At 68.6% G+C, this 23,975-nt stretch carries 25 protein-coding genes; 18 read left to right on the forward strand and 7 right to left on the reverse strand.

What is annotated here, in order from left to right; all coding sequences use genetic code 11:
• Window positions 1-19: 19 nt before the first annotated feature.
• The 3 genes from ffh to rimM are packed head-to-tail and all read left to right on the forward strand — an operon-like array spanning window position 20 to window position 2,660.
• The gene (ffh, locus tag QZV94_RS09150) at window positions 20-1,546 is read left to right on the forward strand and encodes a signal recognition particle protein (protein WP_293677510.1); all 1,527 of its coding nucleotides are present in this window, start codon (window positions 20-22) and stop codon (window positions 1,544-1,546) included.
• Window positions 1,547-1,566: 20 nt separating this feature from the next.
• Window positions 1,567-2,142: a 30S ribosomal protein S16 gene (gene rpsP, locus QZV94_RS09155; protein WP_293677511.1), complete on the forward strand. Its 576-nt coding sequence runs from the start codon at window positions 1,567-1,569 to the stop codon at window positions 2,140-2,142.
• Window positions 2,143-2,153: 11 nt separating this feature from the next.
• Window positions 2,154-2,660: a ribosome maturation factor RimM gene (gene rimM, locus QZV94_RS09160; RefSeq protein ID WP_293677512.1), complete on the forward strand. Its 507-nt coding sequence runs from the start codon at window positions 2,154-2,156 to the stop codon at window positions 2,658-2,660.
• On the opposite strand, the gene QZV94_RS09165 is transcribed toward rimM, so the two are convergent.
• Window positions 2,545-3,411, reverse strand: coding sequence for a hypothetical protein (locus tag QZV94_RS09165; protein WP_293677513.1), 867 nt, complete (start codon window positions 3,409-3,411; stop codon window positions 2,545-2,547). The two genes, rimM and QZV94_RS09165, sit on opposite strands and share 116 nt — an antisense overlap.
• Window positions 3,412-3,515: 104 nt before the next feature.
• Between QZV94_RS09165 and QZV94_RS09170 the strand changes: the two genes are divergently transcribed.
• From QZV94_RS09170 to QZV94_RS09185, 4 genes are all read left to right on the forward strand, one after another.
• Window positions 3,516-4,358, forward strand: coding sequence for an SDR family NAD(P)-dependent oxidoreductase (locus QZV94_RS09170; protein ID WP_293677514.1), 843 nt, complete (start codon window positions 3,516-3,518; stop codon window positions 4,356-4,358).
• A 58-nt stretch (window positions 4,359-4,416) separates the two neighbouring features.
• A complete protein-coding gene (locus QZV94_RS09175) occupies window positions 4,417-5,145 on the forward strand; it encodes a glutathione S-transferase N-terminal domain-containing protein (protein ID WP_293677515.1) in 729 nt (242 codons plus the stop codon).
• Between the two features lie 109 nt (window positions 5,146-5,254).
• Entirely contained in the window at window positions 5,255-6,052 is a 798-nt protein-coding gene (locus QZV94_RS09180) for an SDR family oxidoreductase (RefSeq protein WP_293677516.1), read from the forward strand.
• A gap of 134 nt (window positions 6,053-6,186) precedes the next feature.
• Window positions 6,187-6,960 (forward strand): PEPxxWA-CTERM sorting domain-containing protein, encoded by a 774-nt coding sequence (locus QZV94_RS09185; RefSeq protein ID WP_293677517.1) that lies wholly within the window; start codon window positions 6,187-6,189, stop codon window positions 6,958-6,960.
• Here QZV94_RS09185 and QZV94_RS09190 read toward each other — a convergent pair.
• A complete protein-coding gene (locus tag QZV94_RS09190; protein WP_293677518.1) occupies window positions 6,945-7,961 on the reverse strand; it encodes an aldo/keto reductase in 1,017 nt (338 codons plus the stop codon). The two genes, QZV94_RS09185 and QZV94_RS09190, sit on opposite strands and share 16 nt — an antisense overlap.
• A 321-nt stretch (window positions 7,962-8,282) precedes the next feature.
• On the opposite strand from QZV94_RS09190, the gene QZV94_RS09195 reads away from it, so the two are divergent.
• Both QZV94_RS09195 and QZV94_RS09200 read left to right on the forward strand, forming a co-directional pair.
• Window positions 8,283-10,004 (forward strand): M10 family metallopeptidase C-terminal domain-containing protein, encoded by a 1,722-nt coding sequence (locus QZV94_RS09195; protein WP_293677519.1) that lies wholly within the window; start codon window positions 8,283-8,285, stop codon window positions 10,002-10,004.
• 106 nt (window positions 10,005-10,110) lie between these two features.
• Entirely contained in the window at window positions 10,111-10,800 is a 690-nt protein-coding gene (locus QZV94_RS09200; protein ID WP_293677520.1) for a DUF1013 domain-containing protein, read from the forward strand.
• A 39-nt stretch (window positions 10,801-10,839) separates the two neighbouring features.
• On the opposite strand, the gene QZV94_RS09205 is transcribed toward QZV94_RS09200, so the two are convergent.
• A complete protein-coding gene (locus tag QZV94_RS09205; protein WP_293677521.1) occupies window positions 10,840-11,013 on the reverse strand; it encodes a DUF465 domain-containing protein in 174 nt (57 codons plus the stop codon).
• Window positions 11,014-11,141: 128 nt separating this feature from the next.
• On the opposite strand from QZV94_RS09205, the gene QZV94_RS09210 reads away from it, so the two are divergent.
• The 9 genes from QZV94_RS09210 to QZV94_RS09250 all read left to right on the forward strand — a co-directional run bounded on the left by QZV94_RS09210 (window position 11,142) and on the right by QZV94_RS09250 (window position 19,924).
• Complete coding sequence (locus QZV94_RS09210; protein WP_293677522.1) at window positions 11,142-11,765, forward strand: UbiX family flavin prenyltransferase; 624 nt, start codon at window positions 11,142-11,144, stop codon at window positions 11,763-11,765.
• A gap of 2 nt (window positions 11,766-11,767) precedes the next feature.
• On the forward strand, window positions 11,768-12,211 hold the full coding sequence (locus tag QZV94_RS09215; RefSeq protein ID WP_293677523.1) for a TIGR02444 family protein: 444 nt from the start codon (window positions 11,768-11,770) through the stop codon (window positions 12,209-12,211).
• Window positions 12,212-12,238: 27 nt separating this feature from the next.
• Complete coding sequence (locus QZV94_RS09220) at window positions 12,239-12,454, forward strand: DUF465 domain-containing protein (protein WP_293677524.1); 216 nt, start codon at window positions 12,239-12,241, stop codon at window positions 12,452-12,454.
• 94 nt (window positions 12,455-12,548) lie between these two features.
• A complete protein-coding gene (locus QZV94_RS09225) occupies window positions 12,549-13,316 on the forward strand; it encodes a protein imuA (RefSeq protein ID WP_293677525.1) in 768 nt (255 codons plus the stop codon).
• On the forward strand, window positions 13,237-14,796 hold the full coding sequence (locus tag QZV94_RS09230; RefSeq protein WP_293677526.1) for a DNA polymerase Y family protein: 1,560 nt from the start codon (window positions 13,237-13,239) through the stop codon (window positions 14,794-14,796). The genes QZV94_RS09225 and QZV94_RS09230 overlap by 80 nt, the downstream gene beginning before the upstream one ends.
• Window positions 14,797-14,809: 13 nt before the next feature.
• The gene (locus tag QZV94_RS09235) at window positions 14,810-15,214 is read left to right on the forward strand and encodes a VOC family protein (RefSeq protein ID WP_293677527.1); all 405 of its coding nucleotides are present in this window, start codon (window positions 14,810-14,812) and stop codon (window positions 15,212-15,214) included.
• On the forward strand, window positions 15,187-18,468 hold the full coding sequence (locus QZV94_RS09240; protein ID WP_293677528.1) for an error-prone DNA polymerase: 3,282 nt from the start codon (window positions 15,187-15,189) through the stop codon (window positions 18,466-18,468). Before QZV94_RS09235 ends, QZV94_RS09240 begins: the two co-directional genes overlap by 28 nt.
• Before the next feature lie 74 nt (window positions 18,469-18,542).
• Window positions 18,543-19,664: a glycosyl hydrolase gene (locus tag QZV94_RS09245; RefSeq protein WP_293677529.1), complete on the forward strand. Its 1,122-nt coding sequence runs from the start codon at window positions 18,543-18,545 to the stop codon at window positions 19,662-19,664.
• Window positions 19,661-19,924, forward strand: coding sequence for a MoaD/ThiS family protein (locus tag QZV94_RS09250; RefSeq protein ID WP_293677530.1), 264 nt, complete (start codon window positions 19,661-19,663; stop codon window positions 19,922-19,924). The genes QZV94_RS09245 and QZV94_RS09250 overlap by 4 nt, the downstream gene beginning before the upstream one ends.
• A gap of 19 nt (window positions 19,925-19,943) precedes the next feature.
• On the opposite strand, the gene serA is transcribed toward QZV94_RS09250, so the two are convergent.
• The 4 genes from serA to QZV94_RS09270 all read right to left on the reverse strand — a co-directional run bounded on the left by serA (window position 19,944) and on the right by QZV94_RS09270 (window position 23,771).
• Entirely contained in the window at window positions 19,944-21,518 is a 1,575-nt protein-coding gene (serA, locus tag QZV94_RS09255) for a phosphoglycerate dehydrogenase (protein ID WP_293677531.1), read from the reverse strand.
• A gap of 72 nt (window positions 21,519-21,590) precedes the next feature.
• Entirely contained in the window at window positions 21,591-22,760 is a 1,170-nt protein-coding gene (locus QZV94_RS09260; protein ID WP_293677532.1) for a phosphoserine transaminase, read from the reverse strand.
• Window positions 22,761-22,925: 165 nt separating this feature from the next.
• Complete coding sequence (locus QZV94_RS09265) at window positions 22,926-23,363, reverse strand: hypothetical protein (RefSeq protein ID WP_293677533.1); 438 nt, start codon at window positions 23,361-23,363, stop codon at window positions 22,926-22,928.
• Between the two features lie 75 nt (window positions 23,364-23,438).
• Window positions 23,439-23,771, reverse strand: a complete 333-nt coding sequence (locus tag QZV94_RS09270; RefSeq protein WP_293677534.1) for a hypothetical protein — start codon at window positions 23,769-23,771, stop codon at window positions 23,439-23,441.
• Window positions 23,772-23,975 lie beyond the last annotated feature (204 nt).

The raw sequence follows: 23,975 nt of genomic DNA on the forward strand, positions 1-23,975 counted from the left end.
TGGGCCATAGGAGTCGTACTTGTTCGACGCGCTAACTGATCGGCTTTCCAGCGTATTCGACCGCCTCGGCGGGCGCGGCGTGCTGTCCGAGAAGGACGTTGCCGAGGTGATGCGCGAGATCCGCGTCGCCCTGCTCGAGGCCGACGTGGCGCTGCCGGTGGTGCGCGACTTCATCGCCAAGGCGACCGAGGCCGCCACCGGCGAGGCGGTGATCCGCTCGGTCCGGCCCGCCGACCAGGTGGTCAAGATCACCTACGACGGCCTCGTCGACATGCTGGGCGGGGAGGGCGAGCCGCAGGGCCTCAACCTCTCGCTGAACCCGCCGACCGTCATCCTGATGGCCGGCCTGCAAGGCTCGGGCAAGACCACCACCGCCGGCAAGCTGGCGCTGCGCCTTGTACGCGAGCGCAAGAAGGTGCTGCTGGCGTCGCTCGACACGCGGCGCCCCGCGGCCATGGAGCAGCTGGCGATGCTGGCCGAGCAGGCCGGCGCGCAATCCCTGCCCATCGTCGCCGGCCAGGCCGCGCCCGACATCGCGCGCCGCGCGCTGCAGAGCGCCAAGCTGCAGGGCTTCGACATCCTCATCCTCGACACCGCCGGCCGCACGACGATCGACGAGGCGATGATGGCCGAGGCGTCCGAGATCGCCCGCATCTCCAGCCCCTCGGAGACCCTGCTGGTCGCCGACGCCCTGACCGGCCAGGACGCGGTGCGCACCGCCAAGGCCTTCCACGAACGCCTGCCGCTCACGGGTCTAGTGCTGACCCGGGCCGACGGCGACGGCCGCGGCGGCGCCGCGCTCTCCATGCGCGCGGTCACCGGCCTGCCGATCAAGTTCCTGGGCGTCTCCGAGAAAATCGACGGCCTGGACGCCTTCGACGCCCAGCGCATCGCCGGGCGCATCCTGGGCCGCGGCGATGTGGTGGCCCTGGTCGAGAAGGCCGCCCAAGAGCTCGACATGGCCAAGGCGGAAGCCACGGCCCGCAAGCTCGCCAAGGGTCAGTTCGACCTGGACATGATGGCCGACCAGCTCTCCCAGATGAAGCGCATGGGCGGGATGGAAGGCATGATGGGCCTCCTGCCCGGCGTGCAGAAGATGAAGAAGCAGATCGCCGAGAGCGGTCTCAACGACAAGATGTTCGACCGCCAGATGGCGATCATCAGCTCCATGACCAAGCAGGAGCGCAAGAAGCCGGACATCCTGGCCGCCTCGCGCAAGCGCCGGGTCGCGGCCGGCTCCGGCGTCGATGTGGCCGAGGTAAACCGCCTCCTGAAGCAGCACCGCCAGATGGCCGACACCTTCAAGGCGCTCTCAAAGAACGGCGGCAAGGGCTTCGGCCAGATGGCCAAGATGCTGGGCGGTGGCGGCGACATGGACATGGGCGCGCTGGCCAAGATGGCCGGCGGGGCCGGCGGTCAAGGGCCTACCCCCGAACAGCTCGAAGAGATGGCCGCCAAGCTCAAGAACATGCCGGGCGGCATGCCGAAACTCCCCGGCCTGGGGGGCGGTGGCCTCCCGCCCGGCTTCAACCCATTCAAGAAATAGACGTTCAAGGACCAACCGAAATGCTGAAGATCCGTCTCGCCCGTGGCGGCGCCAAGAAGCGCCCCTACTACTCGATCGTCGTCGCCGACAGCCACTCGCCCCGCGACGGCCGCTTCATCGAGAAGGTGGGCTCCTACAATCCCCTGCTGAAGAAGGACGACCCCAACCGCGTCGTCCTCAAGGTCGAGCGCATCCAGGAGTGGATCAGCAAGGGCGCCCAGCCCACTGACCGCGTCGCCCGCGAGCTGGGCAAGGTCGGCGTCGTGAAGTGGGAAGCCGGCAACAACCCGAACAAGGCCAAGCCGGGCAAGAAGGCCGAGGAACGCGTCGCCGAACGCGCCCAGCGCGAGGCCGACCGCGCCGCGGCCGCCGCCGAGCTCGCCGCCAACCCGCCGCCGGTGGAAGAGCCCGTCGCCGAAGAAGCCCCCGCGGTCGAAGCTGAGGCCGCTCCGGAAGCCGCCGCCGCCGAACAGGCCGCGCCGGTGGAAGCCGCTGCTGGAGAGGCTCCGGCCGCTGAAGCCGCCGCCGAAGAAGCGCCCGCCGCCGCTGAAGAGCCGGCCGCCGAGGCCGCCCCCGAAGGCGAGCCCCAGGCCTAAGGACCAACTGGGTGAGCTCAGATCTCATCCAGGTGGGCCGCGTCGCGGGCGCCTTCGGAGTCCGCGGCGAGGTCCGCATCACCAGCTTCACGGCCGATCCTTCGGCCTTGCTGGACTACAAGGCCCTGTTGCGTGAGGACGGTTCTCCCGGCCTCACGCTCAGCGCCGGCCGCGTCGCCAAGGGCAGCGTCGTCGCCCGCGTCGCCGAGGTCGCCACCCGCGAGCAGGCCGAGGCGCTGCGCGGCCTGAAGCTCTACATCGCCCGCGCCGACCTGCCCCCACCGGATGAGGACGAGTTCTACGTCACCGACCTCATCGGACTGGCGGTGGTCACGGCCGACGGCGCGCCGCTGGGGACTGTGAAGGCCGTCCAGGACTTCGGCGCGGGCGACCTGCTGGAGATCACCCCGCCCGAAGGCGGCGCCACCTGGTACCTGCCCTACACCCGCGAGGCCGTGCCGCAGGTGCGGATCGCCGAGGGGCTGGTCGTGGGGGTTCCGCCGCAGGAGGTGGAGTAGCCGCGGGGACCTTGCTGCGGATCCACTCGATCAGCTCCACCGCCGAGCCGGTCGCGCCGTCGCCGCCGGCGGCCCGGACCTGGGCGCCATAGTCCGCCGCAAGCCGCTTGGTGGTGTAGATCATGAACGGCTCCTGCCGGCCCGCCGCGCGGATCTCGCCCAGCAGCTCCAAGCCGGCGCGGGAATGATAGCGCCCGCCCTCGCGCCGGCCCATGTCGGAGATCACCGCGTCGAACGGCGGGCTGTTGCGCAGGATGGCCATGGCGTCCGGCGCCGACGGCGACTGGATCACCTTAACGGCCGTCTCGGTCAGCTGGGCGATCTCGGAGGCGTTGTTGGCCATGGTGTCGTCGACCCAAAGGATGCGGCCGGGCGGCGGCGCCGTTTCCGTGGTGGTTGCAGGCGCGGCCGGCGGTGCGGCCGCTGCGCCCGGCGCCACCCCACCGCGCAGTGCAATCACCTGCTCGCGCAGATCCTCCACCTGGGCGGTCAGCGACGCCGTCTGCTCCGGCACCGTGACCTCCATCGACCCGATCTTGATGGTGAAGGCCCGCGATGAGACGATCGCCTTCAGCGCCGGATAGAGACGCCAGAGCAGGAGCGCCGCGATCAGCGGCCAGGCGGCCTTGGCGAAGAAGTCGGAGATGGCGTCCAGGCCATCGGTCCAGTCCGGCCCCGCCGCCGCAGCCTGGAGCATGGTCTTGACCTGGGAGACCTGTTGCTCGCTGAGCCCGCCTGGTGCGTTCGCCATACCGAAGCTTTCAACCCTTGCCGCAAGGGCACACCTTGGCGTGGCGCCAAGTTCCGGGCAATCGTTCCCGGAACGAATTCCGGCAACCCGAGGAGGCCACGCGCATGTACGATCTCACAGGCAAGGTCGCCGTCATCACCGGCGCGGCCAGCGGCATGGGCCGCGCCGCGGCCATCCTGTTCGCGTCCAAGGGCGCCAACGTCGTCCTGGCCGACCTCAACACGAAGGGCGGCGAGGACGTCGCGGCTGAGGCGTCGGCCGGCGGCGCCCGCTGCGTATTCCAGCGCACCGACGTGTCCGAGGAAGCAGACGTCGAAGCCCTGATTGGTCGCGCGATCAGCGAGTTCGGCAAGCTCGACATCCTATTCAACAACGCCGGCATCGGCGGGGCGGTCGGGCCGCTGGAAGACATCAGCGTCGAGGACTGGGACAAGACCCAGGACGTCTGCCTGCGCGGCGTCTTCCTCGGCATCAAGCACGCCATCGCCCCGATGCGTGCGAACGGCAGCGGCTCCATCATCTCTACCGCCTCGATCGCCGGCATCGACGGCTTCAACGGCCTGCACGCCTACTGCGCCGCCAAGGCCGGGGTGGTGAACCTGACCCGCTCGGCCAGCCTGCAGCTGGCCTGCGACTTCATCCGCGTGAACTGCATCGCGCCGGGCGGGGTCTCGACGCCCATCGTCTGGAACGGCTCGGCCAACAAGGAGATGACCGAAGGGTTCCTGATCAACGCCCAGCCGATGCCCCAGGTCGGCCAGCCGCTGGACATCGCCAACGCCGCCCTGTTCCTGGCCAGCGACGCGGCCAGCTTCATCACCGGCCACACCCTGGTCGTCGACGGCGGCGCCACAGCGGGCGCAGTCGCCACCGCGTCTAAGCGCGGCCAGGCCGCCCCGCCGCGCTCCAACCGCGCCTTCGCCGGTCCGTCGTTCGAGCTGGGATAGGGCCCTCCCGAGCCCCCGGCCCATCGTCAACGCCGCCGCCGTATAGGACCCCCAACCCATGATGACGCTCTACTCGGGGGACCTGAGCCCCTACGCCGCCCGCGTGCGGATGCAGATCTACGCCAAGGGCATCACCGACATCGCCCTGGAACGGCCCGCCACTTTCGGCACGCCCCAGTACCGCCAGGACAATCCCATCGGCCGCATCCCCGTGCTGGATATCGATGGCGACCGGATGCCGGAATCCCAGGTGATCGCCGAGTACCTGGAGGAGGTCTACCCGACCCCCTCGATGCTCGGGACCACCGCCCGTGAGACCGCCCACATCCGGACGATCGCCCGCATCGGCGACATCTATCTGATGAACAACCTCTTCATGCTGGCCGGCCAGGCCTACGCGACGGAGAAGGACCAGAGCATCATCGGCCTCCTGGGCGGCCAGGTGACCCGCAACGTCCGCGCGCTGGACCGGATGATCGGCCCAAAGGCCGGCGAAGACGGCTTCGCCTGTTGCGGCCGCCTCACCATGGCCGACTGCGTCCTCGTCCCGGCCCTCTTCATGATCGAGAATACCCTGCCGGCCACCGGCGTCCCCGACCCGCTCGCCGCCAACCCCAATGTCACCGCCTACTGGGCGGCCATCAAGACCAACGAGCACGCCGCACGGACCCTGGTCGAGCTCCATCGCGGTCTGGAAGAGCGCCGCGCAATGATGGCGAGCGGGGACTTCGCGAAGATGATGGTGGCGTTCCGCGCAGCCCAGGCCGAAGCTGACGCAATAGCGTGAGGCGCCGAAGCGCGCCTCCCCTGCCCAGGATCGGAGGGAATACGCCTTCCCTCACGCCACGGCGCCTCGGAATACTGTCGCCAAACAACTCACAGGGACGGAACCACAGATGACCGACATCCTCGACCTCGGCGGCCGCGTCGCCCTCGTCACCGGCGCCGGCCAGGGCGTCGGCCGCCAGGTCGCCCTGCAACTCGCCTCCGCAAAGGGCAGCGGCGGCGTCGTCGTCAACGACTATGTCCTCAGCCGCGCCGAAGAGGTGGCCGCCGAGATCAAGGCCGCCGGCGGTAAGGCGTTGGCCCTGCAGTGCGACGTCTCCGACCATCAGGCGGTAAAGGACATGGTCGCCCAGGCCGCCGCCGACCTGGGTGCGATCGGGATCCTGGTCAACAACGCCGGCAACGCCGGCGCGACGCCCTCGGCCGAACTCGGCAAGCCCTTCTGGGAGACCAGCCCCGAGGTCTGGAACAGCTTCATCGGCGTCAACCTCTATGGCGTCATGAACTGCACCGCCGCGGTGATTCCGGGCATGCTCGCCCGCCAGGCTCCGGGCCGGATCATCACCGTGATCTCCGACGCCAGCCGCTGGGGCGACGCCAGCATGGAGATCTACGCCGGCGCCAAGGCCGGCGCCGCCGGCTTCATGCGCTCGGTGGCGCGCACGCTGGGCCGCTACCAGATCACCGCCAACTCCGTGGCTATCGCGCTCACCGCCACGCCGGCGGTCCGCCGCACCCTCGAGGGCGACCCTGAGCGCCTGAAGCGCACGCTGGAGAAGTACATCGTGCGGCGTCCCGGCCAGCCGGAGGACGTGGCCAACATGGTCCAGTTCCTGGCCTCCGACGCCTCGCCCTGGATCACCGGCCAGGTCTACCCCGTCAACGGCGGCTTCACCTTCGCGCTGTAGCCGGGCCGGCCTTCCCTCCCGGGCACGGGAGGGAAGGCTGTCCGGATCTTCGGCCATCTGGCTAGCCCATCCGGCCGAAGCGCCCCTCCTGCCGCCGCCCTAACCTCGGCCCGACCGGTTCAGAGGGGTTCAGGATGCAACGGCCTTCTTCACTCACGCTCACGGCGGCCGTCGCTGTGGCCCTCGCGGCGATCTCGCTCGCGGCCCCGTCGTCGGCGGTGGTGATGACCGCCACCTACACCGGCACGGTGGCCAGCGGCGACGACAACCACGGCACGTTCTTCGGAGGCGCGCACTCCTCGCATTTCGCCGGCGACGAGGCCTTCACCGCCGTCTTCATCTACGACACCGCGCTTGGAATCCACACTGGCGACGGCATCCTGGATGACAGGATCCGCGGCGGGATAGGCGCCCCGGGAGGCGGCCCCAGCCCGATGCTCAGCGCGAGCCTGACCATCAAAGGCCTCACGATCGACCTGCCGGTCGGCTTCGACGACAGCGTGCGCGCGCAGAGCGAGGCGTTCTTCCTGGGCTTCAGGCCGGGCCTGGTGACCCATACCAGCGACTTCCGCACCTCGATCCCGGACCTCGACCGGCAATACACCCTGAGCGTCGGCGCGTTCATCCCGACGCCTGCGTCGGTGGAAGCGACCCACGACCTCGACATCGACCTGGGCGGCAGCTTCTTCCTCATCGACCAGAGTCGCCTGACGCCCAGCATCGGTCCGGCGGACGGCAGCCACGCGATCAGCGCCTACGGCCAACTGAGGGCCACCCACCTCCGCGTCGAGTCCGCCGCCGCGGCGGTCCCCGAACCCGCGCAGTGGAGCCTCATGATCCTGGGCTTTGCCGCCAGCGGCGCCCTGTTGCGCCGCCGCCGCGGTGCTCCGGCTCACCCCATCGGGTAGAGAATGTCCTTCGAGACCTTGTCGATCGCACCCATGACCTCGGCGCTGAGCGTCAGGTCGTTGGCGGCGAAGATCTCGGCCAGCTGGTCCTCGTGGGTCGCGCCCACGATGGTCGAGGCCACGAAGTCGTGCTGCTTGCTCCACGCCGTGGCCAGGGTCACCAGGGACATGCCCGCCTCGGCGGCGATCGCGCCGAAGGCCTCGGTCGAGGCCAGGGAGCGGTCGTTGACGAAACGCTTGGCCATCACCGCCTGGCGCCCGCCCATCTTGATGTAGGCCGAGAACCGCGCCCCGTCCGGCGTCGCCCCGCCATTGTACTTGCCCGACAGCACCCCACCCGCCAGCGGCGAGTACGGGATCAGGCTCACCTTCTCCTGGCGGCAGACCTGCGCCAGCTCGTCCTCGAACCTGCGATTGTTCAGGCTGAAGTTGTTCTGGATCGTCTCATACCGCGCAGTCCCCAGTCGGGCGGCCACGGCAACCGACTTGGTCAGTCCCCAGCTCGTCTCGTTGCTGCAGCCGAGGATCCGCACCTTCCCGGCCCTCACCAGGTCGTCCAGCGTCTCGAGCGTCTCGTCATAGGCCATGCCGTGGTCGGGCCAGTGGGTCTGGTAGAGGTCGATGTAGTCGGTCTGCAGCCGCGTCAGGCTGGCTTCGACCGCGCGGGTGATGTTGTGCCGGTCCAGCGCCGTCATGCCGGCCCGCTGTGCGCTCTTGATCCAGCCGTGGCTGGGACCGCTGACCTTGGTGGCCACGATGATCGCGTCGCGGTCCTTGGTCTTCAGCCAGCGGCCGAAGATCTCCTCCGTCCGCCCGGCCCACTCCGGCTTCGGCGGCACGGGATAGTTCTCGGCGGTGTCGAAGAAGTTGATCCCGGCTTCCAGCGAGCGGTCCAGAATCCGGAAGGACATGGCCTCATCGGCCGATGAGCCGAACGTCATCGTACCCATGCAGATGTCCGACACGGCGATGCCGCTCGACCCCAATCGCTTCTGTCCCATCCGCCCCTCGTGCTCTCGTCGCAAAGGCGCGTGTCCTAACACCGGAGCTTGCCGCGGCGCGAGCGGTCACGTCGCGGCAACGTCCCCAGCCGCGCCTAGCCGTTCGGCGAAAAGAAGGGCAGACTTCACCGCAGCCGCCGGCCCCTACGCCGCGTACATGACGAAGAGTGCGCCTCGACGCCACACCACGAGCGACTTGTTCGGCGGTGCGCGTTCCCTTAACGAAAAGAAGGGGATGAGTACGCTCAGAGTTGGAAGAAGCCCATCGACCCGAGTGCCCCTTTCCTGGCTGAAGCCGTCTTCGCCGACGAAACCACGACGATGGCGTGCGCCTGCGCTGTCTGCCGTGGACAGGTCACGGTGATCGAGGATGGCGGCATCCCGGACGCCACCGCATCCTACCTGAACGCCGCCGAGCGCCTGGGCGCCAGCGTCAACGGCAAGCAGAGCTTCACCATCGACCGGGCCGGACTCCAGATGACCGGCTTCGATCCCGACACGATGGAGCCCGCGCCCGGCTGGGGCGGGATCGCGGGTCAGGCCTTCACCGTCACCTACGCCTTCCGCGCCAACGCGCCGCAGACCATGCCGTCGGATACCGAGGGCTTCCAGCGCTTCAACGCGGCCCAGATCGTGCAGGCCGAACAGGCTCTGCTGGCCTGGTCGGACGTGGCGAATATCACCTTCGTGAGGGTGGGCTCAGGCAGCACCAGTGAGTTCGCCTATTCGGACCAGGCCGCCATCCTGTTCGGCAACTACAGCTCCGGCGAGGGGGGCTCGGCCGCGTTCGCCAACTATCCGGGCAGCACGGCGGCGTTCAGCAGCGCCGGCGACGTCTGGGTCAACATCACGGCAGGGTCGAACGCCATACCGTCGGCCGGGAACTATGGCGGGCACGTGCTGCTGCACGAGATCGGCCACGCCATCGGCCTGGCCCATCCGGGCGCCTACAACGCCAGCGAAGGTGAATCGATCACCTATATGAGCGACGCCGAGTACTACGAGGATACTCGTCAGTACACGGTCATGAGCTATTTCTCGGAAACCAACACCGGGGCCAACTATACGGGCCGGTACGCCGCCGCCCCACAACTTGACGACATCCGTGCTGCCCAGATCGAGTACGGCGCCAACATGAGCACCCGGACCGGCGACACGGTCTATGGCTTCAACTCGAACGCCGGCCGCAGCTGGTACAGCGCCACTAGCAGTTCTTCGAAGGTGGTCTTTGCAGTCTGGGACGGCGGTGGACGCGACACGCTGGACTTCTCCGGCTTCTCGCAGGCCGCGCGCATCGACCTGCGCGAGGGCCATTTCTCCAATGTCGGCGGCCTGGTCGGCAACGTCGCCATCGCCCAGGGCGCACGCGTGGAGAACGCCGTCGGCGGCCTCGGCGCCGACACGCTCAGCGGTAACGCGCTCGACAACCAGTTGAGCGGGAACAACGGCGCGGACTCGGTAGCCGCAGGGGCCGGGAACGACTCCATCGACGGCGGTTCGGGGACCAACTACCTGCGCGGCGACGAGGGGAACGACTCCATCGTGGGAGGCGCGGGCTTCGACGACATCAACGGCAACATGGGCAACGACACCTGCGTATCCGGCGGTGACGACGACTGGGTGGTCGGCGGCAAGGACAACGACAGCCTGGTGGGGAGTGCGGGGACCAACCTGGTCTACGGCAACCTGGGCAATGACACGCTCGACGGCGGAGCCGGCAATGACACAGTTCGCGGCGGCCAGGACAATGACACGCTGTCGGGCGGCGCGGGCGACGACTTCATGTCCGGTGACAGGGGCGACGACACGATGACCGGCGGCGCCGGCGCCGACCTGTTCCACAGCTTCGGCGACGCCGGGCTGGACCGGGTGCTCGACTTCAACCTGGCCGAAGGCGACCGGGTGCTGCTCGACCCCGGGACCCAGTTCACCGTCAGCCAGGCGGGCGCCGATACGCTGATCAGCATGACCGGCGGCGGCCAGGTTGTGCTGGTGGGCATTTCGATGGATGCGCTCGGATCCGGCTGGATCTTCGGCGCATAACAATCGGTTTTCAGGCTGCGGTTTGCGGCCTATAGTCAAATCCTCACCGCCCGGCCGAAAGGCCGGGCGCCTTCGTTTCCGGGCCTACGCCCCAAGGCTGAAAAGCATGACCAACATCCTGATGCCCAAGGCCACCGCCGTCTGGCTGGTCGACAACACCTCGCTCACCTTCGACCAGATCGCCGACTTCTGCGAACTGCATCCCCTGGAAGTGAAGGGCATCGCCGACGGCGAGGTGGCGCGCGACATCCGCGGCGCCGATCCGATCGCCAACGGCCAGCTGAACCGCGAGGAGCTGGACGCCGCGGAGAAGAACGCCAGCTACCGGATGAAGGCCCAGAAGAGCCGCCACGCCGAGCTCCTGAAGCCGGTGAAGAAGGGTCCGCGCTACACCCCGGTGTCGCGTCGCCAGGACCGGCCGGACGCCATCGCCTGGTTCCTTCGCAACCATCCCGAGGTTCCGGACAGCCAGGTGGCGCGCATCCTGGGCACCACCAAGGCCACCATCGACCAGGTGCGCAACCGCCAGCATTGGAACTCGGCCAACCTCAAGCCGGTCGACCCGGTGACGCTCGGCCTCGCCACCCAGCTGGAGCTGGATGCGGTGGTCAAGAAGGCAGCCGACAAGAAGACCAAGGATGACGCCCGCAAGGGAATCGTTGAACCCGAGGGCGAGACCCTGCTCCCGGCGTCGGAGACCGGCGCCGTGCAGGATGAGCCCGAGGTGGAGCAGCGCGAACCCGAACTCGCGACCGTGTTCGCCGATGATCACGGCGACGACGACGACGAGGATTGATCACCGGCAACACCCTCCCCGTGCCGGGGAGGGCTGGGTTCAGTGCAGCTGTCCGCGAAGAGTCTCGATCTCTTCCTTCAGCCTGAGCTTCTGTCGCTTGAGTTCCTTCAGCTTGATGTCGTCGGCGTAGGGCCTGCGCAATTCGTCCTGGATGGCCTGTTCCAGAGAATGGTGGCGGGATCCGAGCTCGCGGATCCTGGCATCTAGCGCCATGCTGGGAGCCTCCTCGCTGTTTGAGCCGTCAGAGTGAACACCCGCTTTGCGCGGCTGTCAGATCACATATGTTTGCGCTCGGGCCGCCGGAACGGGCGAGGTCGTACGCATGTTGGGGGAACCCTTAGATGAGCAGGACGGAGCGACCCCGGCTCATCGTCGGCGTTTCGGGCGCCTCGGGCATCATGCTGGGCCTGCGCACGCTGGACGCCTGCCGCGAGCTCTCGGTGGAAAGCCACCTCGTGATGAGCCGTTCCTCAGCGCTGACCCTGGCCCAGGAGACGGCGTTCTCCCTGGCCGATGTGCAGGCCCGCGCCGATGTCAGCCACAAGGTCGGCGATGTGGGCGCGGCGATCGCCTCTGGCTCGTTCCAGACCCTGGGGATGATCGTGGTCCCCTGCTCGGTTCGAACCATGAGCGAGATCGCCACCGGTGTGACGGCCTCGCTGCTGACCCGCGCGGCTGACGTGACGCTGAAGGAACGGCGACCGCTGGTCCTGATGGTGCGCGAGACCCCGCTTCACCTGGGGCATTTGCGCACCATGGTGAAGCTCACCGAGATGGGCGCCATTATCGCCCCGCCGCTGCCGGCCTTCTACGCGATGCCGCGGACGCTGGAGGAGATGGTCGACCAGTCGGTGGGACGGGCGCTCGACCTGTTCGGCCTGTCCTGGAAGCCGGTGAAGCGCTGGGGCGAGGATGTGGGTCCCATGGGGGGTCCCATTGGGGGACCTGTCGGAAGCGAGGGCTAGTTATGGCGATCTGGGAATGGGTGCTTGAGGCCTATGGCCGGCCCGGCGTGCCGCAGGCGGCGCTGGATCTGCAGGACCGGCACGGCCAGAACACCTCGTATCTGCTGTGGGCGGTGCATGCGGAGGTGAAGGACCCGGCGCTGCTGGCGCGGGCGGCGGAGGCCGCACGGGCCTGGGATCGGACGGCGCTCGGCCCCTTGCGCGAGGTGCGCCGCGCCCTGAAGCCGGCCCTGCCGCCCTTCGACGACAAGGCGCGCGAAGCGCTGCGGGAAGAGGTGAAAGGCCTGGAATTGGCCTCTGAGCGCCTTCTGATGGAAACCCTCGACCGGATCGCCCATCGCGGCGGCGGCGCGCCGGCGCTGGAGGCCCTGGAGGCGGCTTCCGCGGCATGGGGGCCGCCCGCGCCGCGGGAAGCCCTGGCGGCTTTGGCCGCTGCGCTCGGCTAGGGTGTCCGTGCTAGACTGCGTGGACCGATGATCGACTATTCCACCTTCACCGAGGAAGCCCTTCAGGCGCGCCTGAAGGATCTGATCCAGGACCATGCGGACCTTGATCTGTCGATTCAGGCGTTGTCGCTGGCCCCGCTCCCGGACCTGATCGTCATCGGCCGCCTGAAGCGCAAGAAACTGGCCCTCAAGGACGAGATCGTCCGTATCGAGGAATTCCTGACCCCCGACATCATCGCCTGAAGCTAGGCCTACGTCCGTTTCTGACGGAACCGGCGGGTTGACTCCCTTGTTCCCAGGACTAGAACAAAGTCGGAACAAAAGGAGTCCCAATGCCATGTCCGATTTTCGCGCCATCCGGGCGAAGATCGCCGCCATGGAAAGCGCCGGGCGGCCCGACGTGGGAGTCCTCTCCTTCGGCGAGGCGGCTCTGGACGACCGATTGCCGGGTGGTGGGCTGCCTCTGGGGCGCTGGCACGAGATCGTGGGCCTTGGGCTCGAAGCCGAAACCGCCGCCGCCCCGGCCGCCTTCGCCGCCCTGACGGCCGCGCCGCTGGCGAAGACCGGCGAGGCGGTTTGGGTGCTGCGACGCGACGACCTTTGGGCGCCGGGGCTGGCCGGGCTGGGGTTCCCTGCAGAGAGGCTGATCCAGGTCTGCGCCCGGGACGAGGCCGAGGCGCTCTCGGTGATGGAGGATGCGCTGGCCACGGTGGGTGTCACCTGCGTGTTCGGCGAGGTGGAGGCCGTTGACCTGACAGCGGGGCGACGGCTGCAGCTGGCCTGTGAGAAGCAAGGGTCGACCGGCTTCGTGATCCGCCGCAGACCCTATGGAGGGGCGGCGAAGGCGGAGGGCGGTTCCGCGGCCGCCACTCGCTGGCGCGTGGGTGCGGCCCCATCGGACCCCCCCGCCGGGGAGTTCGGCCTGGGCGCGCCCCGCTTCCGCGTCGACCTGGAGCGCTGCCGCGGCGGGCGGACCGGCGCATGGATCCTCGAGGCCGATCAGGCCTACAACTGGGAGGCAGCCGATGTCGCGCATCCTCTGCGCCTGGTCGCCGACCTGGGCGATCGCGAACTGGCGCCGGCGCAACACCGCCAAGCCGCCTAGCGCCGCCGATCTTCCCTCCCCCTTGCGAGGAGAAGGAGCCCTCGCCCTGATCGAGACCGTGCGCCAGGTCCGGCGGCTGGCCGCGGTGGACGAGAAGGCCGCCGCGCTGGGCCTCTCCGCCGGGCAGAAGGCCACCGACGCCATGGCGCTGGTCCCGGAGCTGGTGACCGCCGAGGCCGAACCGGAGGCCGACGCCCAGGCCCTGGCCGCGCTCATCGACTGGTGCGTGCGTTTCTCCCCGGCGGTGGCGGCCGATGGGCCGGATGGGCTTTTCCTGGATATCTCCGGCGTCGCCCACCTTTGGGGCGGCGAGGCCGAGCTGATGGACGACTTCCGCGCGCGGCTGGCGGCCAATGGCCTTACATTCCGCCTCGCCATCGCCGACACGCCCGGCGCAGCCTGGGCGCTGGCCCATTTTGGCCGCGACGGGAGCATCGCCCCGCCTGGCGGCCAGGCCGAGCTCCTGAAGCCCCTGCCGCCTTCGGCGCTGCGGCTGGAGCCGCAGGCCGCCGCCCAGATCGCACGGCTGGGCCTGCGCCGGCTGGAACAGATCATCGGCATGCCCCGCGCGCCCTTCGGCCGCCGGTTCGGGGGGCAAGCCCTGGAGCGGCTGGACCAGGCCCTGGGCCGTGCGGCCGAGGCGCTCAGCTTCCGCCGCCCGCCGACGCCCTGGATGGCTCGGCTGGCCTTCCTCGAGCCGATCAGCACGCCGGACGATATGGCCCGCGTCACCACCGACGTCACCGCCAAGCTCTGCGCCCGGCTGGAGGCGCAAGACCACGGCGCCCGGCGCTTCGAGATCGCCTTCCATCGGGGGGACGGGCGCGCCCTGCCGCTCACCATCGGCCTGTCCCTGGCTGGCCGCGACGCAAAGCGCATCAGCCGCCTGTTCCACCCCAAGCTGGCGACCGTCGACCCCGGCTTCGGCATCGAGTGCGTGACCATCTGCGCCTATGACGTGGAGCCGGTGTCGGGCCGCCAGGTACGCATCGAAGCCGGTCTCGCGCCCTCCGTTGAGGACGGCCTCTCGCCGCTGGTGGACCGTCTGGCCAACCGCCTGGGGCCCGGGCGCGTCTGGCGCGCCGCACCGGTGGAGAGCCATGTGCCGGAACTGGCGGTGGGGCGCACGGCGCCTTTGGGCGCGCCGGTCTCAGAGGCCCAACCGTGGGATCGCGAGACGCCGCGTCCAGTGCGCCTTTTCCGCCAACCGGAACCCCTGGAGCAGGTGTTCGCGCTCCTCCCCGACGACCCGCCGAGGCAGTTCCAGTGGCGCGGCCGCCTGCACCAGGTGCGCCGCGCCGAGGGCCCCGAACGCATCGGCGAAGAGTGGTGGAAGCGCGACATCAACGACGTCAGCGTCGGCGCCATCCGCGATTACTACCGGGTGGAGGACCAGGCGGGGACCCGCTTCTGGTTGTTCCGCGCCGGCCTTTATGGCGACGAGCCGCCGCGGTGGTGGCTGCACGGGCTGTTCGCATGACGGAACGGATCACATGAAACCCAAGATCAGCCTGATCACCTTCGGGGCCCGCGACCTCGAGAGGATGGTCGCCTTCTACCGCGATGGCCTGGGCTTCCCGACCCACAACTACACACCTGGCGACGACATGGTCATGTTCCGACTTGAGGGGACCTGGCTGGGGCTCTTCCCGCGCGACGAGCTGGCCAAGGACGCCACGATCCCGACCGAGGGCTCCGGCTTCGGCGGTGTGGCGCTCGCCCACAACGCGCCCTCGAAGGAAGAGGTCGACGCCGTCTTCGCCCAGGCGGTGGCTGCCGGGGCGACGGCGGTGAAACAGCCGCAGGACGTCTTCTGGGGCGGCTACTCCGGCTATTTCGCCGACCCCGAGGGCAACCTCTGGGAGGTGGCATGGAACCCGTTCACCGACCTCACATGACCCGCTACGCCGAGTTGCAGGTCACCACCAACTTCTCGTTCCTGCGCGGAGCCTCGCACCCGTGGGAGTTCGTGGCCGGAGCCGATGCGTTGGGGATCGAGGCGGTGGGAATCTGCGACCGCAACAGCCTGGCCGGCGTGGTGCGCGCCTGGCGTCAGATGCAGGACCAGCGGGAGACGGGTTCGACGATCCGCGCGCTCACCGGCTGCCGTCTCGAGTTCGCCGACGGGACGCCCAGCCTCATCGTCTATCCGTCCGACCGCGAGGCCTATGGGCGGCTCACCCGCCTGCTCACCACCGGGCAGCTGCGCTCGGAGAAGGGCAATTGCGAGCTGCACTGGGAGGACTTCGCGGCCGAAGCTCAGGGGCAACTGGTGCTGGTGGTTCCGCCTGGGCGGCTGGACGAGGGCTTCGAGGTTGCGTTGCGCCGCATCGCCGGCGAATTCCCGGACGTCTGGCTGGCCGCGGCGCGGGGCTATGGCGCGCGCGACCTGAAGCGGCTCTCGCAACTGGCGGCGCTGTCGCAGGTCAGCGGCGCGCCCATGGTGGCCACCAATGACGTACTCTATCACGGCCCCGAACGGCGGCCGTTGCAGGATGTGCTGACCTGCATCCGCGAGACCTGCACCATCCACGAGGCGGGCCTGAGCCTGGCGGCCAACGCCGAGCGGCACCTGAAGGCCCCCGCCGAGATGGCCCGCCTGTTCGCCCGCTTCCCCGGGGCGGTCGAGCGCAGCGTCGAGATCGCCGAGCGGATCGGCTTCGACCTGGGCCAGCTGCGCTACGAATACCCCGACGAGCCGGTGCCGCCGGGCAAGACCGCAATCCAGCACCTGCGCGACCTGGCCTGGGCCGGCGCCGACTGGCGCTATCCCGGCGGCGTGCCGGAGAAGGTGACGAAGCTGGTCGCCCACGAACTCGACCTGATCGAGAAGCTCGACTACCCCAACTACTTCCTGACCGTGCACGACATCGTCGACTACGCCAGGAACACCCTGGGCATCCTGTGCCAGGGGCGCGGTTCGGCGGCCAATTCCTGCGTCTGTTACTGCCTGGGCGTCACCGCGGTGGACCCGACCAAGGAGGACCAGGACCTCCTGTTCTCCCGCTTCATCTCCGAGAACCGGGGCGAGCCGCCGGACATCGACGTCGACTTCGAGCACGAGCGGCGCGAGGAGGTGATGCAGTACGTCTACCAGCGCTATGGCCGCCACCGCGCCGCCATCGTGGCGACGGTGATCCACTATCGCCCGCGCATGGCGATCCGCCAGGTGGGCAAGGCCCTGGGCCTGACCGAGGATATCACCGCCGCGCTCGCCAACACCGTCTGGGGTGGCTACGGCGATGGCGTGCCCGAAGAGCACATCCGCCAGGCCGGCCTCGACCCTACGGCCCCAGAGATCCGCCGCGCCACCGCGCTCGCCCAGGAACTCTTGGGCTTTCCGCGCCACCTGTCGCAGCACGTGGGCGGCTACGTGCTGACCAAGCGCCGGCTCGACGAGACCGTGCCCATCGGCAACGCCGCCATGGACGACCGCACCTTCCTGGAGTGGGACAAGGACGACATCGACGCGCTCAAGCTGATGAAGGTCGACATCCTGGCGCTGGGCATGCTGTCGGCGCTGCGGAAATCCTTCGCGCTGCTGCCGCCGCTGCCGGACGGTACGAAGATCACCGACGTCGCCCACATCCCGCAGGGGGACGCGGCGGTCTACGACATGCTGTGCAAGGCCGATTCCGTGGGCGTGTTCCAAGTGGAGAGCCGGGCGCAGATGTCGATGCTGCCCAGGCTGAAGCCGCGCAAGTTCTACGATCTCGTCGTCGAGGTGGCGATCGTCCGGCCGGGCCCGATCCAGGGCGACATGGTGCATCCCTATCTGAAGCGGCGCGCCGGGATCGAGCCGATCACCTATCCGCGCCCGGGGCCGGGGTTTCCCCAGGACGAAATGGAGGGGATCCTCGGCAAGACCTTCGGGGTGCCGCTGTTCCAGGAACAGCCAATGCGCGTGGCCATCGTCGCCGCCGAGTTCACCGCCGACGAGGCCGACCGCCTGCGCCGCTCCATGGCCACCACCCGCAATGCCGGCACCACTGTCGAGCACCGCCTGAAGTTCGTCCGTGGCATGGTGGCCCGCGGCTACGACCAGGAATTCGCCGAGCGCTGCTTCAAGCAGATCGAAGGGTTCGGCTCCTACGGCTTCCCCGAGAGCCACGCGATCAGCTTCGCCATCCTGGTCTACGTCTCGGCCTGGGTGAAATGGCATCACCCGGACGCCTTCCTGGTCGGCCTGCTGAACAGCTTGCCGATGGGCTTCTACCAGCCGGCCCAGCTGGTCCGAGACGCCCGCGAGCATGGGGTCGAGGTGCGCCCGCCCGATGTGTCGTTCAGCGACTGGGACTGCACCTTGGAAGCCAGGGACGACGCCCCCGTCTCACCGACGGCCCGCGAGCGTTGCGGCGCCCCTGAACACCTTCGCCCGGTCCGCCTGGGCCTGCGCCAGATCAAGGGGTTCAAGGAGAAGGACGCCGAGGGGCTTGCCACCGCCCGCGCCGCCGGCGCGCGGACCATCGAGGACTACGCCCGCAAAGGCCACCTGACCCGCCGCGCCCTGGAGCTGCTCGCCGAAGCCGACGCCTTTCGTTCGCTGGGCTTCCCGCGCCGCGAGGCCCTGTGGGCGGTGAAGGGGTTGGCGGGCGAATGGGGCGCGGAGCGCGACGCGCCGCTCCTGCTGCGCCAGAGCCTGAAGGAGGATCAGGTGGAGCTGCCGTTCATGACCGCCCCGCAGCATGTGGCCGAAGACTACCGGACTACCAGCCTGTCCCTGAAGGACCACCCGGTGCGCTTCTTCCGCGAGGACCTGGCCGCCCAGCGTGTGGTCCCCTGCATGGCGCTGAAGACCGCCCGCGACCGCCGCCGTCTAAGCGTGGGCGGCATCGTACTGGTGCGCCAGCGTCCCGGCACTGCCCAGGGCGTGGTGTTCATGACCCTGGAGGACGAGACCGGCATCGCCAACATCGTGGTCTGGCGGGATGTCTTCGAGGCCAACCGAAGGCTGGTGATGACCTCGGCCTTCCTGGTTGTCCATGGCCAGGTGCAGGCCGTCGACGGCGTCGTCCACGTGGTGGCCGAACGGTTCACCGACCTCTCGGCCCGGCTCGCCGAACTGCACGACGAAGCCGATGAGGCGGGGGGCCGGATCGCCGACCGCTCCCAGGCCCCCGGCGCCCTGGTCCGCAGCCGCGACTTCCACTGACTTTCCTTGACGCCGGCCCGCATGGTTGTGTCGGATCGGAACGACCCGCAACGTCCTCGGGGCGGAGGCTCCTCATGACCCAAGCGATCCAACTGCTGGTAGGCACCCGCAAGGGCGCCTGGACGCTGCTGAGCGATGCGGGGCGGGAGCGCTGGACCGTTCGGGGCCCGCTGTTCCTGGGTCAGATCATCAACCACTTCGTGGCCGACCCGCGTGACCCCCGCGTTATGCTGATGGCGGCGGCGACCGGCCACCTGGGACCAACCATCCTGCGCTCCATCGACGGCGGGGCCACCTGGACCGAGGCGACGCGGCCCCCAGCGTTCCCGAAAGGCGACCCGCACGGGCGGGCCGTGGACCATTCGTTCTGGGTGGAGCCCGGCCATGCGGACGAGCCCGGCGTCTGGTGGGTCGGAACCTCGCCGCCCGCCCTGTTCCGCAGCGCCGATGGCGGCGACACCTGGGACAGCGTCGAGGGGCTCAACAACCACCCGATGGTCATGGAATGGTTCCCGCCGGAGGGCGGCACGCCGGATGGCGCGATCCTCAACCAGGTGGTCGTCGATCCGCGCGATCCGCGCCACATGTACCTGGCCACCTGTTCGGCTGGGGTGCTGGAGACCACCGACCAGGGGGCAAGCTGGCGGCCGCTGAACCAGAACGTGCGCTGCGACTTCCTCCCGGATCCCTATCCGGAGTTCGGCCAGGACGCGCACTTCCTGAGCCTCGCCCCCAGCGATCCCGATCGGCTGTGGCAGCAGAACCATTGCGGCATCTACCGCCTGGACCGGCCGGGCGAACGCTGGACGCGCATCGGCGAGGCCATGCCCAAGGAGATCGGCGACATCGGCTTCACGATCGTGCCCCATGCCCGCGACCGCGAGACGGCCTGGGTCTGGCCGATGGATGGGACCGACGTCTGGCCGCGGACCAGTCCGGGCGGCCGGCCGGCGGCCTACCGCACGCGCGACGGCGGCGCCTCCTGGGAGCGGCAAGACCGGGGTTTTCCCGCCGAGCAGGGCTGGTTCACGGTCAAGCGCCAGGCCTTCTGCGCCGACGCCTGCGACCCCATGGGCCTCTACATCGGCGCCACCAATGGCGAGATCTGGGCCAGCGGCGACGAGGGCGGACAATGGCGCCAGATCTGCGCCCACCTGCCGGAAATCTACTCGGTCACGGTCGCTCCCGCCCCATGATCCAGGTCTCGATCCCTTCCCAGCTGATCGCCTACACCGGCGGGGCGACGCGGGTGGAGGCGGCCGGCGCCACGGTCGGCGCGGTGCTCAGCGACCTGGACGACCGCTATCCCGGCCTGAAGTTCCGGGTGGTGGACGAGCAGGACCGTATCCGGCGGCACATGCGCATTTTCGTCGGCCAGGACGAGGTGAAGTCGCTAACGGTCCCGGTGCGCGATGGCGGCGAACTGCTGATCTTCGGCGCGCTCAGCGGCGGCTAGCACCGTCCTGCCCGTTCGCTCAGAACCTGAGCGCGCGGGCTTCCTTCACGTGTGGCAGGGCCTGGATCTTCTTGAGCAGGGCCGGGGTCGGCTCCTGATCGATGCCGACCAGGGCGATGGCGTCGTCGCCGGCGTCGATGCGGCCCAGGTTGAAGGTGGCGATGTTGACGCCCGCCTCGCCCAAGAGGCCGCCCAGGGCGCCGATGAAGCCCGGCTTGTCCAGGTTGTTCACGTACAGCATGCGCGGCGCGAACGGGGCGTCCAGGTCCATGCCCTTGACCTCCACCACCCGCGGCGCGCCCGCCTGGACGGTCCCGGCGAAGGAGCGCTTGCCCTTCTCGGTGGTGACGGTGATGCGCATCAGGCTGTCGTATATCGGCGAGTCCTCCTGGCGGCTCTCCGAGAAGGTGACGCCGCGCTCCTTGGCCACCGCTGGCGCGGAGACCATGTTGACCTCCGCCAGCATGGGCCGCAGCACGCCGGCCAGCGCCGCCGCGCTAAGCGGCTTGACGTTGAGCTTGGAGACCTCGCCCTCGAAGGCGATGTCGACCGCCAGGATTCCAAAGTCGAGCATCTGACCGGCGAGCGCGCCGAGCTTCTCGGCGAGCGCGACGAACGGCTTCAGCCGCGGGGCCTCCTCGGCGGTGACCGAGGGGCTGTTCAGGGCGTTGGTGACGGCGCCTGTGAGCAGGTAGTCGCTGATCTGTTCGGCGACCTGCAGGGCGACGTTCTCCTGGGCCTCGTTGGTCGATGCGCCAAGGTGCGGCGTGGCCACGAAGTTCGGCGCCCCGAACAGCACGTTCTCCTTGGCCGGCTCGGTCACGAACACGTCGAAGCCCGCGCCGCCGATGTGGCCGCTCTCCAGGCCCGCGCGCAGGGCGGCTTCGTCGACCAGCCCCCCACGGGCGCAGTTGATGATGAACACGCCCTTCTTGGTCTTGGCGAGGTTCTCGGCCGACAGGATGTTGCGCGTCTTGTCGGTGAGCGGGGTGTGCAGGGTGATGAAGTCGGCGCGCGCCAGAAGTTCTTCCAGTTCCACCTTCTCGACGCCCATCTCCACGGCGCGTTCCGGCGACAGGAAGGGGTCGTAGGCTACCACCTTCATCTTCAGGCCCAGCGCACGGTCGGCGACGATGCCGCCGATGTTGCCGGCGCCGATGAGGCCGAGCGTCTTCGAGTAGAGTTCGACGCCCATGAACCGGCTCTTCTCCCACTTTCCGGCCTGTGTGGAGGCGTCGGCGGCGGGCATCTGACGGGCCAGGGCGAACATCATGGCGATGGCGTGCTCGGCCGTCGTGATGGAGTTGCCGAACGGCGTATTCATCACCACCACGCCGGCCGCAGTGGCCGCGGCGATGTCGATGTTGTCGACGCCGATGCCGGCGCGGCCGATGACCTTCAGCCGCTTGGCTGCGGCGATGACGTCCTTGTTGGGCTTGGTGTCGGACCGGACCACAAGCCCATCGTAGTCGCCGATCACGGCGACCAACTCGTCCTTGCTGAGGCCGGTCTTGATGTCGGTGTCGATGCCGCGCTGGCGGAAGATGTCGACGGCGGCGGGGCTGAGGCTGTCTGCGATAAGCACGCGGGGCATAGGGAATCTCCTCGGGCGGAGTCCTCCCGGCCGGGCCAGGAGGACGCCTTCAAATTGTGCGATGGGGCCGGGTTAGGCGGCTTCGAGTTCGGCGATGACGGATGCAAAGGCCCAGTCGAGCCAAGGGGTGAGCGCGTCCACGTCGGACGTGTCGACCGTCGCGCCACACCAGATCCGCAGGCCCGGAGGGGCGTCGCGGTAGCCGCCGACATCGAGGGCCACGCCTTCCTTCTCCAGCACGCCGGCCAGCTTCTTGGCGAAGTCGGCCTGGGCGTCGTCGGAGAGAGCGGTGACGCGGCTGTCGATCACCTTGATGCACACCGAGGTATTGGAGCGCGTCTCGGGATCAGCGGCCAGGAAGGCGGCCCACGGCGCGCGTTGAGTCCAGGCCTCCAGCACGGCGAGGTTGGCGTCGGCGCGCCGGCGCAGCTCCGGCAGGCCGCCGATGCGGGCGGCCCAGCTCAGGGTGTCGAGGTAGTCCTCGACGCACAGCATCGAGGGCGTGTTGATGGTGGCGCCTTCGAAGATCTCGAGGTTCACCTTGCCGCCTTTGGTCATGCGGAACAGCTTCGGCATCGGCCACGGCGGGCTGTAGCTCTCCAGCCGGGCGACGGCGCGGGGACCCAGGATCAACACCCCGTGCGCGCCCTCTCCGCCCAGCGCCTTCTGCCAGGAGAAGGTGACGACATCGAGCTTCGTCCAGTCCAGCGGCTGGGCGAAGGCGGCGCTGGTGGCGTCGCAGATGGTGATGCCGGTGCGCTCCGCCGAGATGAACTCGCCGTTGGGCACCTTCACGCCGGAAGTGGTGCCGTTCCAGGTGAACACCAGGTCGGCGTCGGGCCGGACCTTCGTCAGGTCGGGCAGATCGCCATAGGGCGCGTCCAGCACCTCGGCGTCCAGCTTGAGCTGCTTGGTCACGTCGGTGACCCAGTCCTTGCCGAAGCTCTCGAAGGCCAGCAACTGGACCGGTTTCGGGCCCAGCATCGACCACATGGCCATCTCTACGGCGCCGGTGTCGGAGCCAGGGACGATGCCCACCAGGAAGTCGTCGGGAACCTCCAGCACCTCGCGGGTGCGGTCGATAGCCTCCTTCAGCCGCGCCTTGCCCAGCTTGGAGCGGTGCGAGCGGCCGAGGACGGCGGAGCTGAGGTTTTCGGGAGTCCAGCCAGGTCTCTTGGCGCAGGGGCCGGAAGAGAATTCGGGACGAGCCGGGCGCATCGCCGGCTTTGGCGCAGTAGTCATATCGATGTCTCCCATCCTTGCAGATGAGCAGCGCCCCGTTGGGAGGGCGTGGCCCGCGCGCCAAAGGCCAGGGTTCTTGCTGCAGCGCAAGAAAAAGATTCGCAACGAGGTGTTAAACCGGCCCGTGGCGGGCTGAAGGGGCCGGGACGATCGCGGCGATCAGCCTCAGCTCAGGATCTTCGCGGATTTCGCGCGCCGGGTCTGGATCCAATGCTGGGCTGTGCCGAACGCTAGAGCGAGGTGAATGGCGACGAAATTCACGTTGTTCACGACGAAGTGCCAGTAGTTCTTGTTGATTTCGAGGACGAGGTAGATGGACTGCAACGTGAACTGCGCGGCATAGAGCAGCATGGCGACGCCAAGCCAGGGTCGGCCAAACCGCAGCAGGATCAGCAGAAGGGCGACCGCCGAGGCCCCGTCCACCGTGAGTTGAACAAGCAAAGGAGTCTGCCCCCGGCCGCCGGCGAGGATGAACCCAAGCGTGATGATCTGATTGCCGGCGACAACCGCGGCGCCCCAACGCTCCGCTGCGCCGCCACGCCAGAAGGCAAACAGCCAAACGGCGAGCGTGAAGAGAATCAGGGCTATGGCGATTGGATGCATAATCAGGCGCCCCTATTCCGGAATAGAGGCGCCCAACCAGTTAATCTATTGCAATGTTCGGTCGAGTACCGACCGTCAGCGGACGGCGCGCAGCGCCGTTTCGTCTTGACCCGGCAGCGCCGCGGGCTTCTCGATGCCCATCTTCGTGCGGATGCCGAGGCGGAGCTTGGCTTCGTTCAGCTCGTTGTGGACGGCGACCATGGCGGTGCGAGCTTCGCTCAGCGCCTTCATGGCTTCCATCATCTTCACTTGCACGTCATCGGCGAACACCATCGACACGCTGACGTCTTGACGGGCCTTGAGCATTTGGCTCATCAGCTCGGACGCCTCGACCAGGGCGCCATCGACGGCGGCTTCAGTCGCGAAAAGCTTCTTGGCCACGCCTTGGGCCACGAACACCTTTTCCATTTGGATTAACCCCTTAAAGAAACCCGACACCCGTTAAGGTAAAGCAAAGGTTACCGTACACGCAACCGCGTGATGGGTTGTTAACCATGTTTTTCTCCGCCAGCGGTTGCATCTGTGGCGCCGAAGGCACGATTTCCCGCAACTACGCTGGGTTGTGAACAGGCTCACGGAAGCGAAGCGTTTAGATTTGGCCGCTAGGAAAGG

It is taken from the genome of uncultured Phenylobacterium sp. (assembly GCF_902826855.1).
Classification (GTDB): domain Bacteria; phylum Pseudomonadota; class Alphaproteobacteria; order Caulobacterales; family Caulobacteraceae; genus Phenylobacterium.

What these genes read in the sequence shown, in the direction of transcription:
- rpsP (WP_293677511.1), top strand. Translation starts at nt 1,567, where the DNA reads ATGCTGAAGATCCGTCTCGCCCGTGGCGGCGCCAAGAAGCGCCCCTAC.
- QZV94_RS09165 (WP_293677513.1), bottom strand. Translation starts at nt 3,411, where the DNA reads ATGGCGAACGCACCAGGCGGGCTCAGCGAGCAACAGGTCTCCCAGGTC.
- QZV94_RS09170 (WP_293677514.1), top strand. Translation starts at nt 3,516, where the DNA reads ATGTACGATCTCACAGGCAAGGTCGCCGTCATCACCGGCGCGGCCAGC.
- QZV94_RS09175 (WP_293677515.1), top strand. Translation starts at nt 4,417, where the DNA reads ATGATGACGCTCTACTCGGGGGACCTGAGCCCCTACGCCGCCCGCGTG.
- QZV94_RS09180 (WP_293677516.1), top strand. Translation starts at nt 5,255, where the DNA reads ATGACCGACATCCTCGACCTCGGCGGCCGCGTCGCCCTCGTCACCGGC.
- QZV94_RS09185 (WP_293677517.1), top strand. Translation starts at nt 6,187, where the DNA reads ATGCAACGGCCTTCTTCACTCACGCTCACGGCGGCCGTCGCTGTGGCC.
- QZV94_RS09190 (WP_293677518.1), bottom strand. Translation starts at nt 7,961, where the DNA reads ATGGGACAGAAGCGATTGGGGTCGAGCGGCATCGCCGTGTCGGACATC.
- QZV94_RS09195 (WP_293677519.1), top strand. Translation starts at nt 8,283, where the DNA reads ATGGCGTGCGCCTGCGCTGTCTGCCGTGGACAGGTCACGGTGATCGAG.
- QZV94_RS09200 (WP_293677520.1), top strand. Translation starts at nt 10,111, where the DNA reads ATGACCAACATCCTGATGCCCAAGGCCACCGCCGTCTGGCTGGTCGAC.
- QZV94_RS09205 (WP_293677521.1), bottom strand. Translation starts at nt 11,013, where the DNA reads ATGGCGCTAGATGCCAGGATCCGCGAGCTCGGATCCCGCCACCATTCT.
- QZV94_RS09210 (WP_293677522.1), top strand. Translation starts at nt 11,142, where the DNA reads ATGAGCAGGACGGAGCGACCCCGGCTCATCGTCGGCGTTTCGGGCGCC.
- QZV94_RS09215 (WP_293677523.1), top strand. Translation starts at nt 11,768, where the DNA reads ATGGCGATCTGGGAATGGGTGCTTGAGGCCTATGGCCGGCCCGGCGTG.
- QZV94_RS09220 (WP_293677524.1), top strand. Translation starts at nt 12,239, where the DNA reads ATGATCGACTATTCCACCTTCACCGAGGAAGCCCTTCAGGCGCGCCTG.
- QZV94_RS09225 (WP_293677525.1), top strand. Translation starts at nt 12,549, where the DNA reads ATGTCCGATTTTCGCGCCATCCGGGCGAAGATCGCCGCCATGGAAAGC.
- QZV94_RS09230 (WP_293677526.1), top strand. Translation starts at nt 13,237, where the DNA reads ATGTCGCGCATCCTCTGCGCCTGGTCGCCGACCTGGGCGATCGCGAAC.
- QZV94_RS09235 (WP_293677527.1), top strand. Translation starts at nt 14,810, where the DNA reads ATGAAACCCAAGATCAGCCTGATCACCTTCGGGGCCCGCGACCTCGAG.
- QZV94_RS09240 (WP_293677528.1), top strand. Translation starts at nt 15,187, where the DNA reads ATGGAACCCGTTCACCGACCTCACATGACCCGCTACGCCGAGTTGCAG.
- QZV94_RS09245 (WP_293677529.1), top strand. Translation starts at nt 18,543, where the DNA reads ATGACCCAAGCGATCCAACTGCTGGTAGGCACCCGCAAGGGCGCCTGG.
- QZV94_RS09250 (WP_293677530.1), top strand. Translation starts at nt 19,661, where the DNA reads ATGATCCAGGTCTCGATCCCTTCCCAGCTGATCGCCTACACCGGCGGG.
- serA (WP_293677531.1), bottom strand. Translation starts at nt 21,518, where the DNA reads ATGCCCCGCGTGCTTATCGCAGACAGCCTCAGCCCCGCCGCCGTCGAC.
- QZV94_RS09260 (WP_293677532.1), bottom strand. Translation starts at nt 22,760, where the DNA reads ATGACTACTGCGCCAAAGCCGGCGATGCGCCCGGCTCGTCCCGAATTC.
- QZV94_RS09265 (WP_293677533.1), bottom strand. Translation starts at nt 23,363, where the DNA reads ATGCATCCAATCGCCATAGCCCTGATTCTCTTCACGCTCGCCGTTTGG.
- QZV94_RS09270 (WP_293677534.1), bottom strand. Translation starts at nt 23,771, where the DNA reads ATGGAAAAGGTGTTCGTGGCCCAAGGCGTGGCCAAGAAGCTTTTCGCG.